We start from the raw sequence: 14428 nt of genomic DNA on the forward strand, positions 1-14428 counted from the left end.
GGGCAGCCTCCGCAAATACGGCAAACATCAGGCTAACAACACTCTCCGGTCATATCATGGTGCTATGCCCGGAAACGGTGGTGAGGGGCGTGTGGAATCGCGGGTCCGTGGGGGACGGGAAACGATTCTGGTCGTGGGTGTCTGCTCCGTCGCCCTCGGCGTGCTGATCGCGATCTGGCCGGAGAAGACCGTGCCGATCCTGGAGTTGCTGTTCGGCCTGTATCTACTGGCCAACGGAGCGGCGCAGCTGTGGCTCGCGATCGGCGCGCGGTTCGCGCTGCCACTGCGGGTGCTGGTATTCGTCAGCGGACTGCTCTCGATCGTGCTGGCCGTATTGTGCTTGCGCGGTGGGAATTCGGTGTTGCTGCTCTCGATGTGGGTCGGGCTGAGCTGGACCATTCGCGGCATCACCCAGGCCACCGTCGCGGCATGGGACGACGAGCAGCTCTCCGAGAGTCTGCGCCACGAACTGTTCGGGTTGTTCACGATGATCGTCGGCATCGTCGTGCTCGGTCTTCCGCTGGAGGAACTCAGCACCCTCGGCGTGGTCGTCGGCGGCTGCCTCGCGGTGCTCGGCGGGCTCGAGATCGCGCTGGTCGGCGTCGGTCGCGCCGGTCCGGTCCGGGTGCCGGACGCGCCGCGAGTGCCCGTGCCGCGCAGTTGAACTGGCGGGACGTCCGCGTAACCGGTTCACTGTCTTTATGGCACCAACGGATCAGCGGCGCAGTTCGGCACGGCCATCGGTACCGGGTTCGATGCGGTCACCGGCGGAACTCATCGTCGTCACCCACGGCGCGGCGCGGCCCATCGGCCCGATCGCGTTGCGCGAGAACGACACAGGGCGATCCCATGTGGCGGCGGCGTTGCCCGGCGGCGCTCGGCTGTCGCCGATCTTCGGTCCGGCCGACCGGCTGCCAGGGCGGTTACGCGGCACCGACCAGGAACCGGTCGGCGCGCGATACCTGAACTACTTCGCCGTCCTCGGCGTCGCCGAAGATCTCGAAGCGATTGCTGAACAGTTGCGGGAGAACGATGCGGTGGCCGGCGCCTACGTCAAGCCGCCGGCGGAGCCGCCGATCGCACCGTTGTCCACCGCGGTGCCATCGGCGGCCGCCGCCCCGCCGGTGACGCCGGACTTCCAAGCCCGGCAGGGATATCTGGACGCCGCACCGGCCGGGATCGACGCGCGCTGGGCATGGACCCGCCCCGGCGGACGCGGAACGGGCGTGCGGGTGATCGACATCGAGGGCGCGTGGCGATTCACCCACGAGGACCTCACCCAGAACCAGGGCGGCGTGATCGGCGGCGAACCCTCCGCCGACGACGGCTGGCGCAATCACGGCACCGCTGTCGCGGGCGAGATCAGCGGCGACGCCAACACTTTCGGCATCACCGGCATCGCGCCAGAGGCCACCATCCGCGCCGTCTCGGTGTTCGGCCCGGGATCGGCGACGGCGATCCGCACCGCGGCCGACGCGCTGAGCCCGGGTGACATCATCCTGATCGAACTGCACCGGCCCGGGCCGCGCCGCAACTACCAGAACCGCGCGGACCAGCTGGGGTACATCGCGATCGAATGGTGGCCCGACGACCTCGCCGCCATCCGCTACGCCACCGCGCGCGGCGTGATCGTGGTGCAAGCGGCGGGCAACGGCGGCGAAGATCTCGATGCCGCGCTGTACGACACTCGCCCGACCGGATTCCCGGAGTCGTGGCGCAACCCCTTCCGCGGCGGAGCAGACGATTCCGGCGCGGTGCTGGTGGGCGCCGGCGCTCCGCCGCCTGGCACGCACGGCAGCGATCACGGCCCGGCGCGATCGCGGCTGGCGTTCTCCAATTACGGGTCCCGTATCGACGCGCAAGGATGGGGCCGGGAGGTGACCACAACCGGATACGGTGACCTGCAAGGCGGAGCCGACGAAGACTACTGGTACACCGACGAATTCAGCGGAACCTCCAGCGCTTCCCCCATCGTCGTCGGCGCGCTCGCGTGCTACCTGGGCATCACGTCCGCGACTTTCGAGACGCGCGATCCGGCGCAGGTGCGTCGGCTGCTGCGGGCCACGGGGTCTCCGCAGACCGATGCCGTGGGGCGGCCCGCCACGCAGCGGATCGGGAATTTGCCCGACGTCCGCGCCATGGCGGGAGAGCAGTAGCTCGTTTGCTCACCGAGACCCGTTCGCGCCCAGCGTGTTCGAGCACGCTGGGCGTGGAGGCCGCACGAATCACGCCGATCGTCGACACTCGGCCTGCGCGGGTGTCTCGGTTTCGGCGAGTCCGCGCAACGCCTGCGGCAGGGGCCCCCGGTGCAGGACGCCGAGGCGCTGGGTGGCGCGGGTGAGGGCGACGTAGAGCTCGGCCGCGCCGCGCGGACCGTCGGCGAGGATCCTTTCCGGATCCACCACCAGGACGGCGTCGAACTCCAAGCCCTTGGTCTCCGACGCGGCCACCGCACCCGGAACGCCCGGCGGCCCGATCACGACGCTGGTTCCTGCGCGATCGGCTTCCGCGCGGACGAATTCCTCGATGGCGGAGGGCAATTCGTCCTCGGCGACCTGCCGGGACCACGGCTGGACACCGCACGCGCGGACCGACTCCGGCGGCTTGACCTCGGGTGCGAACTCGGCGAGCAGCGCGGCGGCGACCGTCATGATCTCGGCCGGGGTGCGGTAGTTCACCGACAGCGACCGGTAGAGCCAGCGGCCCGGCACATACGGCTCGAGCATCGTGTCCCACGAGGTCGCTCCCGCCGCCGACCGGCGTTGGGCGAGATCGCCGACGACCGTGAAGGATCGGCCGGGACAGCGCCGCATGAGCACCCGCCAATCCATCTCCGACAGTTCCTGGGCCTCGTCGACCACGACGTGCCGATAGGTCCAATCCCGGTCCGCCGCAGCGCGTTCGGCGAGCTCACGAGTGTCGCGCTCGACGAAGCGATCCGCGAGGTCCTCGGCGTAGAGCATGTCCTGGGCGAAGAGGTGGTCCTCGTCGTCCATCATGTCCTCGCGGCTGACCAGGATGTCCAGCACGCCAGCGGCGTATTCGGCCTGGTCCTTCCGCTCGCGCTCGGCATCCCGATCGGCCGACTTCTCCTTGCCGAGCAGATCGACCAGTTCGTCGAGCAGCGGCACGTCCGAGACCGTCCAGGCGTCGCCGTCGGCGCGGAGCAGCGCCTCGTCGCCGCCTGCCGCTCGTAACCGCTCGGCAGAGGTGTACAGCGAGGCCAGCAGGGCTTCCGGCGTCAGAATCGGCCAGAGCTCGTCGAGTGCGGCGGTGAACTCGTCGTCGCCTGCCAGCTCGGTCAGCAAGTCCGCCCGCAACTGCTCCCACGCTTCGCGGTCCTTGCGCGTCAGCCAACCTCGGCCGATCCGGCCGATCGCCCGCTCGGTGAGCACCCACGTGACGATCTCTGTGAACACCGCACGTGCCTCGTTGTGCGGCAGCCCGCTCGCGCGCGCCTCCTCCCTGGCCCACTGCGCGGTCTCGGCGTCGATCCGCACCGTGATGTCCGCCAGCGCGATCGGCACCGGGTGCTCCGGCAGCCGCTGACGATCCGCGACCGCCGCCGCGAGCACGTCCAAGATCTTCAGCGAACCCTTGAGCCGCGCGGCTTCCGGGGTGTCCTCCGCCGTGACGCGCAGGCCAGGAACGAAGTCGCCGGTGGTCATGAAGACCACGTTGGACTCGCCCAGCGACGGAAGGACGCGGCCGATGTGGTTCAGGAACGCCGGGTTCGGTCCGACCACGAGCACACCGTTGCGCTCCATCTGCTGGCGCTGGGTATAGAGCAGGTAAGCGACGCGGTGCAGCGCCACCACGGTCTTCCCGGTGCCGGGACCGCCCTCGATCACCACGACGCCCGGATGATCGAGCCGGATGATCTCGTCCTGCTCCGCCTGGATCGTCGCCACGATGTCGCGCATCCCCGCACCGCGCGGCGCGTTGACCGCCGCGAGCAGGGCCGCATCCCCTCGCTCGCCACCACCGGGGCGGCCGAGCACCTCGTCGGTGAAATCGACCACGCGACGCCCGCGCGTGTGGAACTGGCGACGCCTGCGCATGTTCTCGGGGCTCGCGGCGGTGGCGACGTAGAACGCGCGCGAGGCGGGCGCCCGCCAATCGAGCAGCAAGGGTTCGTACTCGTTCGCCTCGTCGAAAATGCCGATCCTGCCGATGTAGGTGTGCTCGCCCGACACGGCGTCCAGCCGGCCGAAGCACAGCCCGTTGTCCGCCACATCCAGCCGCCTCGCCTCCTTGGCCAGCGCGCGCACCTCGAAATCCCGTTCCATGGGAGTGCCGCCGGTGCCTCGCAGCGCCGCGCCGTAACGACCCTTCACCCGCGCGCGCTCGGCGTCGAGCCGCGCGTAGAGCCCGGCGACGTAATCGCGCTCTGACCGCAGTTCGTCTTCATATCCCTGAGTTGTCACACACCCCTCACTTTCCCTGGCACGACGATCCCGGGCGACCGTGCCGCCTCTCACTTCTCCCATTTCCGCAGGTTCCGACCTCGGCCAGCGATTGTGCGGCACGACCGGGGTCTTGCCGCAAGCCCCCCTGTGCGCTATATGTTGAAAATGGAAAGGAGTTGATCCTTTCCGTTCATCGTCCGTTCGGACGGTCCACCTCTCGCTGATCGAGGTCGAAGCACTCGATCGCCTCCGCGACCTGAGAAGTCGTGGCGCAGAACCATGCACGTGATGCTGCCGTGCAGCACGAGGCCGTGCGGGGGTCGTGCGCTGCAAGCGCACCCCGAGCGCTCGAGCCGGAGCCAACTCGACGAGCCAGCCCGGTCTTCCGAAGCTCGAACATCGCAGGCGTCATCGCTGGAGCCCCAAGGACGAATCGCCGTGGTCGCAACGGTGCCGTGCGCCTTGCGGCGGGGCCGTAGGTCCGTCTGGCGGTCGAGTCTCGGCAGCCGGTCGCCAAACAGGCTGTGTCGCAACCCGAACCGAGGAAGCATCTATCGGTACAGCCCAGACCATCGTGCGAGCCGCACGTCCGTCGATCGGCCAATGCCGCACCGAGACAAGCGGTCTGGGTGCGGCCGGGTCGATCGGTGAACCGTGGCACAACATTCGATGGCGCGAAGCCGATGTCCGATTGAACTCTGCGCGTTTGCCGCGGCCGCTTCACCATCGGGTCCGTGGCGGTGCGGCATCGAGCGAGGCAACGTTTTTCACGCGAAGGAACAGGCGCTGACCTGCGGATCAATCGTCCGGCGGCCACACGGGTCGCGGCATCGAGATGCGTTCAACCGCAGGCGAATCGGCCTCGTCGCCGAGTTTGCGCGGTGTATCGGCCCGGGGGAAATGCCGGTATTGTTTCGGCGCGCGCGAACAGGTGCTCGAGGCTGTCGCGAGCTCCCATCCAGCTGTGACATCGAGGAGAACTGGTGGCTGTCGACACTGTCCGCGAAGAACAGGCGATGCGCCGGTTGACCGACAGTCTGGTCGAGAATTACACCGAAACCCACTCCACCGAGCAGATCCACTCCGCGATCGGCTCGGCCAGGCAGCGCTTCGACGGCCGCCCGGTGCGGGAATTCGTGCCGATCCTCGTCGAACGGATCGTGCGCAGGGAACTCGACCCGGAACCCGACGAGTTTCCGGCCGAAGGCGTCGCGATCGCCTCGGCGCCGGCCGAGGGCGCACGCGTCGATCTCGCCGACCGGTTGCGGCAGTCCCCGCTGAACAGCAAGCGGTCGCTCGCACTGCTCGGCGGCGCACTGGCCGCGGTGGCACTGATGGTCGTCGTGCTGGTGGCGCGACAGCCCGATCCCGCGCCCACCGCGATTCCCGGTTCCGGACTCACCATCGTGCGCGGCGTCGTCGGTTCGGAGAAGATGGCGTTCTTCGAGGACCCCCGCGTCGTGGCGGCGCTGGCCGAGCACGGGCTGAAGGCCGAAGTCGAGCCGGCGGGCTCCCGTCAGATCGCCTCGATCGACCTGACCAACCACAGCTTCGCGTTCCCCTCCAGCGCGCCCGCCGCCGAGCGGATCCAGCGGGCTCGGAATATCGCCACCAAATACACGCCGTTCGCCTCGCCGATGGCGATCGCCACCTTCCGGCCGATCGCGGACCTGCTGACCACGGCGGGCGTGGTGCGCCCGGGTCCCGTGCCGACCTTCGACGTGGCCCGCTATCTCGACCTGGTGAGCCGCAACACCGAGTGGGCGCACCTACCTGGCAACACCGCCTACTCGGTGCGCAAGAACATCCTGGTCTCCACCACCGACCCGCGCACCTCCAATTCGGCCGCGATGTACCTGGCCATCGCCGGGTTCGTCGCGAACGACAACGCGATCGTGCAAGGCGCGGAGGCCGAGCAGCGGGTGCTGCCGATCGTCTCGCGCCTGTTCACCGGCCAGGGCTACGCGGAGAACTCCAGCGCGGGCCCGTTCCAGGAGTACCTCACCGCCGGGATGGGCCCGACGCCGCTGGTGATGATCTACGAAGCCCAGTTCGTCGAGGCGGCGGCGCAGGGGCAGCTGAAGCCGGACATGGTGCTGACCTACCCGTCGCCGACCGTTCTCTCCACCCACACGCTGGTACCGCTGGACGCCTCTGGGGACCGATTGGGCCGACTGCTGTCCACCGATTCCGAGCTGCGGCGACTGGCTGCCCAGCACGGCTTCCGCACCGGTGACGCGGCACAGTTCGCCCAGGTCAGCGCGCAGTACAAGGTGCCGGTCCCCGCCGATCTGATCGACGTCGTCGACCCGCCGGCCTTCGAGACCATGGAGCATCTGCTCGACGGGGTCACCCACTCGAATAACTGAGATGTTGCGTTCGACGCGGTCGCGACGATGATTCAGTAGTAAACGGAAGTGTGACCGAGGGCCCGAGCGCGCAACGCGCGACGGATCGGCCCTGGCGAGTAGCCGGAACATGGGGAAACGAGTAGCCCGGCACTCGTGGCCGTGACCGGGTTTGGTGCCACTCTCCCACGAGGGACTGGAGAGAGGAGCCCCCCATGTTCGGGATCCACACCCACGCGTTCGAGCGTTCGAGCGCCATGGCGGGCACGACCGGTACGCACGCCATGCTGGTGTTCGGCACCGGCGTCGACTGCTACCTGTCGCATATGCCGACATTCGAGGCGCCGAACGACTACCAAGTGCTGCTCGCCGTCGAGCTGGACGAGCACGGGAGACGCGCGCTCGGCGCCGACCGCCGAATCGGATACGACGGGTTCCACACCTTCGAACCCGACTTCTTCCCGCTCGCCGAACTCGACCCGCAGGGCGAGCGGCCGCGCACCGAACTGCGCGGCACCCTGTTCCGTGGTCACCTGGAGCGCGGCGGTCCGATCATCGCGCGCGACGTGGTCGCCACCGTCCGCAGCGTCGTGTACTTCGCCGCACTCCGGCCGTACGTCGGCGAGGAGTTGCTCACGCACCTGTGCTTCGGGCGGCCGGGCCGGTTGTATCTCGCGCACCGCATCGCGCGGCGGCCCAGCTTCGATCAGATCGTAGCCGTGCGCCTGATCCCGGGCACGGTCACCGACATGCTCGGCAGGCGGTTGCCCGACGACGTGCGCGAGGTCGGCTTCGACACCGCGCAGCCGATCATCTTGGGACAGCGTGAATTTCACGGTCAGCGCCTGCGCACCGGGGAGATCGCGGTGGCGGCGTTTCGTGCGACTCCGTCCGTCGGCGGTGCGCAGGGGTTCCTCGCCGAACTCGCGGTGGAGCGCCAGATCTATCTGGAGGTCGCGGATCTCGGCTGACGCCGGGCCGCGCGGTCGATACGCCGGAAGTCACGGCTCGCCCGACTTCGACCATTCCACGAATCGCCCTTAGGAGGACGCGTTTCGGTCGTCTCGGCGGTTAGCGTCGAATCATGTCCGGTGCCACCGATCCGTGCTGCCCGCCGCGACATCCTGCGCGGCTTCGCGCTGTTCGGGATCCTGATCATCGATGTGACCGTCGCGACGGTGCTGTGGCGTGCAACTTTCCGTGGCGCCCAGCTTCCTGCTGCTCACCTGGGTGGGGCAGGGAATGACCAGCCTCGGACTGTTCTCGATCGGCATGGCTGCGGGCAAGCGGGGCTTGTTCGAGGGACGGCGCGACACTCGACCGGTGGGCGCCACGCGTGCTGGTCATCGGGCTGGGGCTCGGGCTGCTCGGCGGTGACGTTCGCGAACGCGGTCGGCCTGGTGCACGCGCCGTGGTGGTGGATGGGCGTGCAGGAACTGGTGAACCTGGCGATGACCTTCGCCTACATCGCGGGCGTGTCGTCCTGCTCGCCCGCGCGCCGCGTACCGCGCGAGCCATCGGCAGGCTGGCGCCCGCGGGCCGGATGGCTGCCTCGAACTACATCGGCCAGTCGATCGTGCTGATGGTGCTCTACACCCGCTACGGCTTCGCGCTCGCCGGCGAGGTGCCGCCTGTCGGGGTGTTCGGGCTCGCCCTGCTCACCTACGCGGCGCAACTCGCGCTGAGCGCGTGGTGGTTGCGCGACCGCCGCACCTCGCCCACTGGCCCCGGTCGGGGTTGTCGGCGGCTTCGCCACGGTCGTGCATCGGCGTATCCCGGACGATATCGTCGGGGTATGTCCGGGCAGCGCGGCAGCGGCTCGTTCGGGAGCTACCACCTCGAACGCTTGCTGGGGCGTGGGGGCATGGGCGAGGTGTGGTTGGCGCGCGACGGCAGCGGCGGCGCCGTGGCACTGAAGGTGCTGTCCACGTCGTACTCCGCGGATTCGGCCTATCGGCGTCGCTTCGAGCGAGAGGCACGGCTGGGAGTCCAGTTGCGCAATCCGCACATCGTGCCCATTCACCACTTCGGTGAGGTCGAGGGGCATCTGTTCCTGGAAATGGCCTACATCGAGGGTGTCGACCTGGCCACGAGACTGCTGTCGGGCCCGCTCGCGCCCCACCGGGCCGTGGAGGTCATCGCCCAGGCCGCCGAGGCGCTCGACGCGGCGCACGTGGCCGGGCTCGTCCATCGGGATGTGAAGCCGGCCAACATCCTCGAGCACACCAGCGGTTTCGTCTACCTGATCGACTTCGGTATCGCGCGGGGAGCCGATGCTACCGCGCTCACCGCCGCAGGCCAGGTCGTCGGCACGTTGCAGTACATGGCGCCGGAACGGTTCGAGGGCACGCTCGACGCCCGCTCCGATATCTATTCGCTGGCCTGCGTGCTCTACGAAACCCTCACCGGACGCCTGCCCTACGGTGACGGTGGTCCGGCGCAGCAGATGCGCGCACATCTGACCGCCACACCACCGCCCGCCTCGCGAGCTGCCGCGGGTGTTCCCGCCGCACTCGACGCCGTGATCGCGCGCGGCATGGCGAAGGATCCGCGCGACCGCTACGCGACGGCGGGCGAATTCGCTGCCGCGGCGCGTGCGGCCCTCGGCCTGCCTGTGCAGGCGCGACGGCCCCCACCGATGCCGCGCCAGGTCGCGCCGGGCACGCGCCCCGCGACTCGCGTCATGACCGCGGCCGGTCCGCCGGTGAGCGCGGCAGTGAGTCGACCGGCGGCGACCGAGTCCCGGCCACTCGCGCCGACCGATCGCAGGCCAAGGCCTTCGATGAGCCGGTGGGCAGCGTTCGCCGCGGCGGCAGTCGCCGTCGCCGCGGTGGCATTGTGGTTGCTCGTCGGCGGCATCGATATCGGTTCTCAACCAGGCTCGAACCCGACGACCCCCGAGGTTGCCGCTCCAGCTCCGAACACGACTACCTCCGAAGGCGCCGCTGCGGCGACGACCGGTGCGCTGCCGCCCCCGACCGCGGGGCAGCCCTCCGACGCGGGCGGTGCTGTGCGGGACGGGAACTTCGCGTTCACCGTGACCGACACGGTTTCCGGCGTGCCCGGCACCGGCTCGGCGGACGGCTCCTCCACCGTCGTGACGCTGACGGTCACGAATGTGTCCGATCGCCGGCAGGTTTTCCCGGTCGCCGATCAGCGCCTGATCACCGCAGGTGGCCGCTCTGTCGCACCCGAGGCCGCCGCCACCGCGGGACTCAACCCCTCAGGCACCGGCTCGATCGTCCTCGATCCCGGCGGCACCGGCACGATCCGGCTGGCCTTCGACCTTTCCGGGAAAGACAAGAAGAACGATAAGAAGAGCGACAAAAAACAGGACGTCCCGAGCCACCTCGAGTTGCATGGCGGTCCATCGACATCCGGCGTGATCGTGCCCATTCGCTAGCCGCGATGCGGGCTCGCACGTCCAGGTACCAAGCAACCTCTCGCTCTTCCTCCGGCCGTATCGCGACGTGATGCTCAGCCATGGACTCCACCAGCCTCGATGTCGGCGAGCCGGTCGAGGTCACTCGGGCGCAGATCTCGGCCGCGTGGCGGGGCGCTCGATGGGTTTCACGGCGACCCACCACGCCGCAATCACCTGACGCGCATCGACGGCGAAGTACGATGTGCAGCGCGTCTTTTCGAACCACCTGCCGCAAGACAGATCCGGTACGGCGGCCTCGCCGATGCACTTGCGGCACTTATCGTTTCGATCTCCTGCGACCCAGCGGCGCATGGCGGATCATCGAAGTCGTGATGACGGCGATCTTGGGGACGGCAACCGAGGGCTTCCATGACGCCCCTTGCCATGGCCGGTGTGTCAGTGCGAGCCGAGAGAAGGGATTCAGTTCATGAAAGTCGAATTCGACAGCGACGGAGTAGAACTCGTCGGCAATCTGTACTTGCCGCAGGGGCAAGACCCTGCGCCTGGCGTGGTGGTGGCCGGGACGTGGACCAGCGTCAAGGAAATGATGGCCGACCGGTACGCCGAGCGATTGGCCCGGCACGGTTACGCGGCGCTGTCGTTCGATTTCACCGGTTTCGGCGAATCCGCGGGCGAACCGCGCGATGTCGAATCCCCGCGGCGGAAGATCCGGGATATCCACAGCGCGGTGAGCTTCCTGGCCGGACATTCCGCGGTCGACGCCGGACGGCTCGGCGCACTGGGGATCTGCGCGGCCGCGATGTACATGTCCGACAACACCGCTCACGACACGCGCGTGAAATCACTCGCGCTGGTGGCGCCGTGGCTGCACGACGCGGCCATCTGCGAACAGGCCTACGGCGGGGCGGAGGCGGTGGCCGCCAAGATCGAGCTGGGGGAGCGGGCTCGGTCGCGGTTCGACGAGACCGGCGAGATCGACTACGTGCCGGTGGTCAGCGCGACCGACGAACGCGCGGCCATGCCCTACGACATCGACTTCTACCTCAACCCCGCGCGCGGTGGAATTCCCGCCTGGCCCAACCGGTTCGCCGTCATGTCCTGGGTAGACTGGCTCACCTTCGACTCGATCGCGTTGGCGCCGAAGATCTCCCAGCCCACCCTGCTCGTGCACAGTGAGCAGGGTGCGATCCCCGAGGGCGCGAGGAGCTTCCACGCCGGACTGGCCGGACCCAAGGACATCTTCTGGACCGAAGGCACCCAGTTCGACTTCTACGACCAGGAGCCCCAGGTCACCGTCGCGGTCGACACCGTCGCCGCTCACTTCGCACGGACGCTGTGAAAGGTTCGCCCGAAGCCGAGCGGTGAGTCAGCTTGGACGGGGATGCGGACGGCCAGCAGGTCGCGATCGGCGCGGGTGAGTAGGGTCGGGCGCGGATGCCGTGGACGTGAAAAGGGAAGGGGCGGGGCATGGACCAGCTCAGGCTGGAGTCTCGGGAGTATCTCGATGGACTGTTCACGGTAGGCCGGCGGATCGGAGGCGATCCGCACACGCCGTACAGCTGGATCGAGATCGTCGACGTGCAGAAGGTCGCCGTGATCCGGCTGCCGAGCGGCCGGCTGGTCGTGGACTCGCCCTGGAGCACCGAGCCGCCGCACGAGCTCGCTCTTCGCGTCCCGCCCGGCACATACCCGGTGGAGGCATCCTGGGCGGAATCACCCATCGTCGTCGACGGCTACTACACCGAGCACCGGGAGTGCGCCGCGACGCGCCTGCGCATCCGTGACGAGCCGGTGGTCACGTGGGAGCTGGTGCTTGGCAGGGACGAAGACCCGTCGGGACCACGCGCCGATCGCGCGGGGTTCGAGGCGGAGGAGGCCATGGGCTGCTTCGCCGACGCCACCGCCTGGGAATCGCCGACCGGGCCTTTCCGCCGCTTCCTGGCGGACGCGGCAGACTCCGGCTTCGGCCGGCCGGCTCCCGCACGGGACACCGAAGACCTTTGCGATGGCTACTTCGAGCTCGCCCGCGACGAGGAGCACCGGGCCGACCTGCTGACCTTCGGCGTCCCCGAAGGCTGGGCCCAGGTGTGGGCCGGCCGTGACCGCGACGGCGAGATCGCGGTGATCGTCGTCCCCGGCCCGGTGCGCACCAGCCCGTGGGACTGAGAGAGGCCGACCTCATGTTCTCGCGCGACTCGACAGGACACGCTTCCGCGGCCGGCCAACCGGCGAGCGGGCTCTCGTCACCGACACTGAACCTCACTGTTCGGGCAGCAGCGTCCCGAGCGGTCCGAGGTCGATGTTCAGGTCCTCGGGGGTGAGCCCGAAGTGGTCGCGCAGTTCCCCCATGCGTTGCTCGAGCAGCATCAGGGTGGTGCCGATGCGCTCGATCTGTTCCTCGCTGAGGTCGCCGTCGTCCACGCGACGCAATGCCTGGCGCTCCATCAACTGGCGTAACAGCTCCACGAGGGTGAGCACGAGCGTGACTAGTCCGCGTTCGACGGATTCGGGATCGGTGTCGATACGCGGGGAGATGCCGTCGAATTCAGTCATCCGGGGGTGGCTCCAGTTCGCTGCGCGAGGCGGACGCGAGCGGGGTCAAGGGCGCTGACCGAGGAGATCAGGGCACGCAGCGAGATCTGGACCATGTCGACATCCGCGATGGAGAGCTTGATGTCGCCGGTGATGACGACGCCGCCCGCCAGCACCCGATCCAGCAGGTCGACGAGTGCGACGCGTCGCTCGCTGTCGGTGCGCGTCATGGCGTGTCCCGTTCCGCGCCCGCGAACGAATACGGCGGCCACGGTCCGGTGAGCTCGAGCCGGATGCCAGGAAACTGGGCCCCGAGATCTTCGACGGCCGAGGCGAATTCGTCCGCGCGGTCGTCGTCGACCAGGTACGTGCCGTTGAGCACCATCCAGTCCCGGCGGCCGTTCAGTACGGGATCCGTCACCGGCTGACGCCGACCCGCCGCCGCCTGCCGGACCAACAGCTCGTGGATTCGATCGGCGCGCTCGGCCGCGTCGCGTTCGACGGTTTCCTGCGCCGACAACTGCGCGCGCCGCCGCAGCAGATAAGCCGTTCCCGCACCGCCTCTTTCGGACTTGGCGAGGTCGGCCTCGGCGACCGCGGCCGTGAGCGCGGCGCGGTCGCCGTAGGCCTTGACGCCCCACTCGGTCCGTCCGCGAATCAGGGCCAGCGCCGACTCGAAGGTCGCTCGGCGTTCCTCGAGCATGCCGCGCACCCGATCGTCGTCACGGAAGACGATGGCCAGGCGCAGCGGCACGGCCGTGCCCCGTCGCGCCAGTGCGGAGACGACGGCGTCGTGAGCCCGGGCCGTCGCCTCCAGCCACGTCAGATCTTCCAGATTCCGGCGCAGCGGCTCGTCGCCGAAGACCGCGAGCGGCACCGACCCCACGACCGCCGCGAGATCGCCGGAGACCACCGGGCGCACCGCCTCCCCGGCCACGCCGGTCAGCTCGCCCAGGTCTTCCCCGACGTCTGCGGCGCTGGTCACCGCGTACAGCCAGACTCCGTCGGCGTCAGTCACGGTCTCGCTCTTCCTCCGGCTCGCGTGCGCGCTCGATCGGCGTGGGATGCACATCCTTTCGCGATTCCAGTTCCGCGATCCGATCGCGGAGTTTCTGGTTCTCGAGTTCGAGATCGTGATCCTGCCGCTCGAGGGTGCGGGCCTTGCTGTTGAGCCAGGGATCGGTCTCCCACCAGTCGATGCCCACCGCCTTCGCGGTTTCCAGCGACGCGACCACCAGTCGCAGCTTGATCGTGAGCAATTCGATGTCGAGCAGATTGACCTGGATGTCGCCGGCGATGACCAGCCCCTTGTCGAGGACCCGCTCGAGGATGTCGCCGAGGTTCGTCGACCGATGGCCGCCGCCGTACGGCTCCGGAGCAGGCTGCGATCCGCTACCCACGACGGTCATGAGGTACCCCTTGCGCCGATGTCGGTGCTGCCGCGGGCGTAACGCCGGGTTCTGCGATACGCCACCAGATTCCCGTCCGGGTCGAGCTCCACCTCGTAGAGCGCGAGCATGTCCGACGACGACGGGATGCGGCGGTCCTCGAGCACCTCGACCTCCACCAGCCAGCCGTCCTCGATGGGCTCGGCCGAGGTTGCTCCCTCGGTGGCCTTCGAGGTCAGATCCGCCAGCTGCGCGATCGCCGCCGTGGCGGCCTCTGCGGCGGTCCGGCATTGCGATCGATCCGATCGGCCGCCGTCCTCGGTGTCATCGTCCGCTCTCCGGGCGCTCACTCGGATCACTCCTTCC

The 14428-nt window shown here is 68.9% G+C and carries 14 protein-coding genes; 8 read left to right on the plus strand and 6 right to left on the minus strand.

Annotation, left to right across the window (positions count from 1 at the left end; all coding sequences use genetic code 11):
• Positions 1-64: 64 nt before the first annotated feature.
• On the plus strand, positions 65-664 hold the full coding sequence (locus NX1_RS02590) for a DUF308 domain-containing protein (RefSeq protein ID WP_068053101.1): 600 nt from the start codon (positions 65-67) through the stop codon (positions 662-664).
• Positions 665-755: 91 nt separating this feature from the next.
• On the plus strand, positions 756-2156 hold the full coding sequence (locus NX1_RS02595) for a S8 family peptidase (RefSeq protein ID WP_068053103.1): 1401 nt from the start codon (positions 756-758) through the stop codon (positions 2154-2156).
• A 69-nt stretch (positions 2157-2225) separates the two neighbouring features.
• On the opposite strand, the gene helR is transcribed toward NX1_RS02595, so the two are convergent.
• On the minus strand, positions 2226-4427 hold the full coding sequence (gene helR, locus NX1_RS02600) for an RNA polymerase recycling motor ATPase HelR (RefSeq protein ID WP_174555447.1): 2202 nt from the start codon (positions 4425-4427) through the stop codon (positions 2226-2228).
• Between the two features lie 965 nt (positions 4428-5392).
• Between helR and NX1_RS02605 the strand changes: the two genes are divergently transcribed.
• The 6 genes from NX1_RS02605 to NX1_RS02635 all read left to right on the plus strand — a co-directional run bounded on the left by NX1_RS02605 (position 5393) and on the right by NX1_RS02635 (position 12308).
• On the plus strand, positions 5393-6778 hold the full coding sequence (locus NX1_RS02605) for a three-helix bundle dimerization domain-containing protein (RefSeq protein ID WP_245668283.1): 1386 nt from the start codon (positions 5393-5395) through the stop codon (positions 6776-6778).
• A gap of 194 nt (positions 6779-6972) precedes the next feature.
• Entirely contained in the window at positions 6973-7728 is a 756-nt protein-coding gene (locus tag NX1_RS02610; RefSeq protein ID WP_068053106.1) for a hypothetical protein, read from the plus strand.
• A 120-nt stretch (positions 7729-7848) separates the two neighbouring features.
• Complete coding sequence (locus NX1_RS34985; protein WP_245668317.1) at positions 7849-8340, plus strand: hypothetical protein; 492 nt, start codon at positions 7849-7851, stop codon at positions 8338-8340.
• Positions 8283-10160: a protein kinase domain-containing protein gene (locus tag NX1_RS37640; RefSeq protein WP_245668313.1), complete on the plus strand. Its 1878-nt coding sequence runs from the start codon at positions 8283-8285 to the stop codon at positions 10158-10160. The genes NX1_RS34985 and NX1_RS37640 overlap by 58 nt, the downstream gene beginning before the upstream one ends.
• 448 nt (positions 10161-10608) lie before the next feature.
• Positions 10609-11481 carry an alpha/beta hydrolase gene (locus NX1_RS02630; protein ID WP_068053117.1) on the plus strand — a complete coding sequence of 291 codons (873 nt, stop codon included), beginning with the start codon at positions 10609-10611 and terminating at the stop codon, positions 11479-11481.
• A 128-nt stretch (positions 11482-11609) separates the two neighbouring features.
• A complete protein-coding gene (locus tag NX1_RS02635) occupies positions 11610-12308 on the plus strand; it encodes a DUF4241 domain-containing protein (RefSeq protein WP_068053121.1) in 699 nt (232 codons plus the stop codon).
• A 93-nt stretch (positions 12309-12401) separates the two neighbouring features.
• Here NX1_RS02635 and NX1_RS02640 read toward each other — a convergent pair whose 3' ends face one another.
• From NX1_RS02640 to gvpO, 5 genes are read right to left on the minus strand one after another with little or no spacing between them, the layout of a single operon-like run.
• Positions 12402-12695 (minus strand): gas vesicle protein K, encoded by a 294-nt coding sequence (locus tag NX1_RS02640; RefSeq protein WP_068053125.1) that lies wholly within the window; start codon positions 12693-12695, stop codon positions 12402-12404.
• On the minus strand, positions 12692-12904 hold the full coding sequence (locus tag NX1_RS02645; RefSeq protein WP_068053128.1) for a gas vesicle protein: 213 nt from the start codon (positions 12902-12904) through the stop codon (positions 12692-12694). The genes NX1_RS02640 and NX1_RS02645 overlap by 4 nt, the downstream gene beginning before the upstream one ends.
• The gene (locus tag NX1_RS02650) at positions 12901-13692 is read right to left on the minus strand and encodes a GvpL/GvpF family gas vesicle protein (protein WP_068053131.1); all 792 of its coding nucleotides are present in this window, start codon (positions 13690-13692) and stop codon (positions 12901-12903) included. Before NX1_RS02650 ends, NX1_RS02645 begins: the two co-directional genes overlap by 4 nt.
• Positions 13685-14083, minus strand: coding sequence for a gas vesicle protein GvpJ (gene gvpJ, locus NX1_RS02655; RefSeq protein WP_068053134.1), 399 nt, complete (start codon positions 14081-14083; stop codon positions 13685-13687). The genes NX1_RS02650 and gvpJ overlap by 8 nt, the downstream gene beginning before the upstream one ends.
• Positions 14080-14412, minus strand: a complete 333-nt coding sequence (gene gvpO, locus NX1_RS02660; RefSeq protein ID WP_068053137.1) for a gas vesicle protein GvpO — start codon at positions 14410-14412, stop codon at positions 14080-14082. Before gvpO ends, gvpJ begins: the two co-directional genes overlap by 4 nt.
• Positions 14413-14428 lie beyond the last annotated feature (16 nt).

This window comes from Nocardia xishanensis NBRC 101358 (genome assembly GCF_001613365.1).
Classification (GTDB): domain Bacteria; phylum Actinomycetota; class Actinomycetes; order Mycobacteriales; family Mycobacteriaceae; genus Nocardia; species Nocardia xishanensis.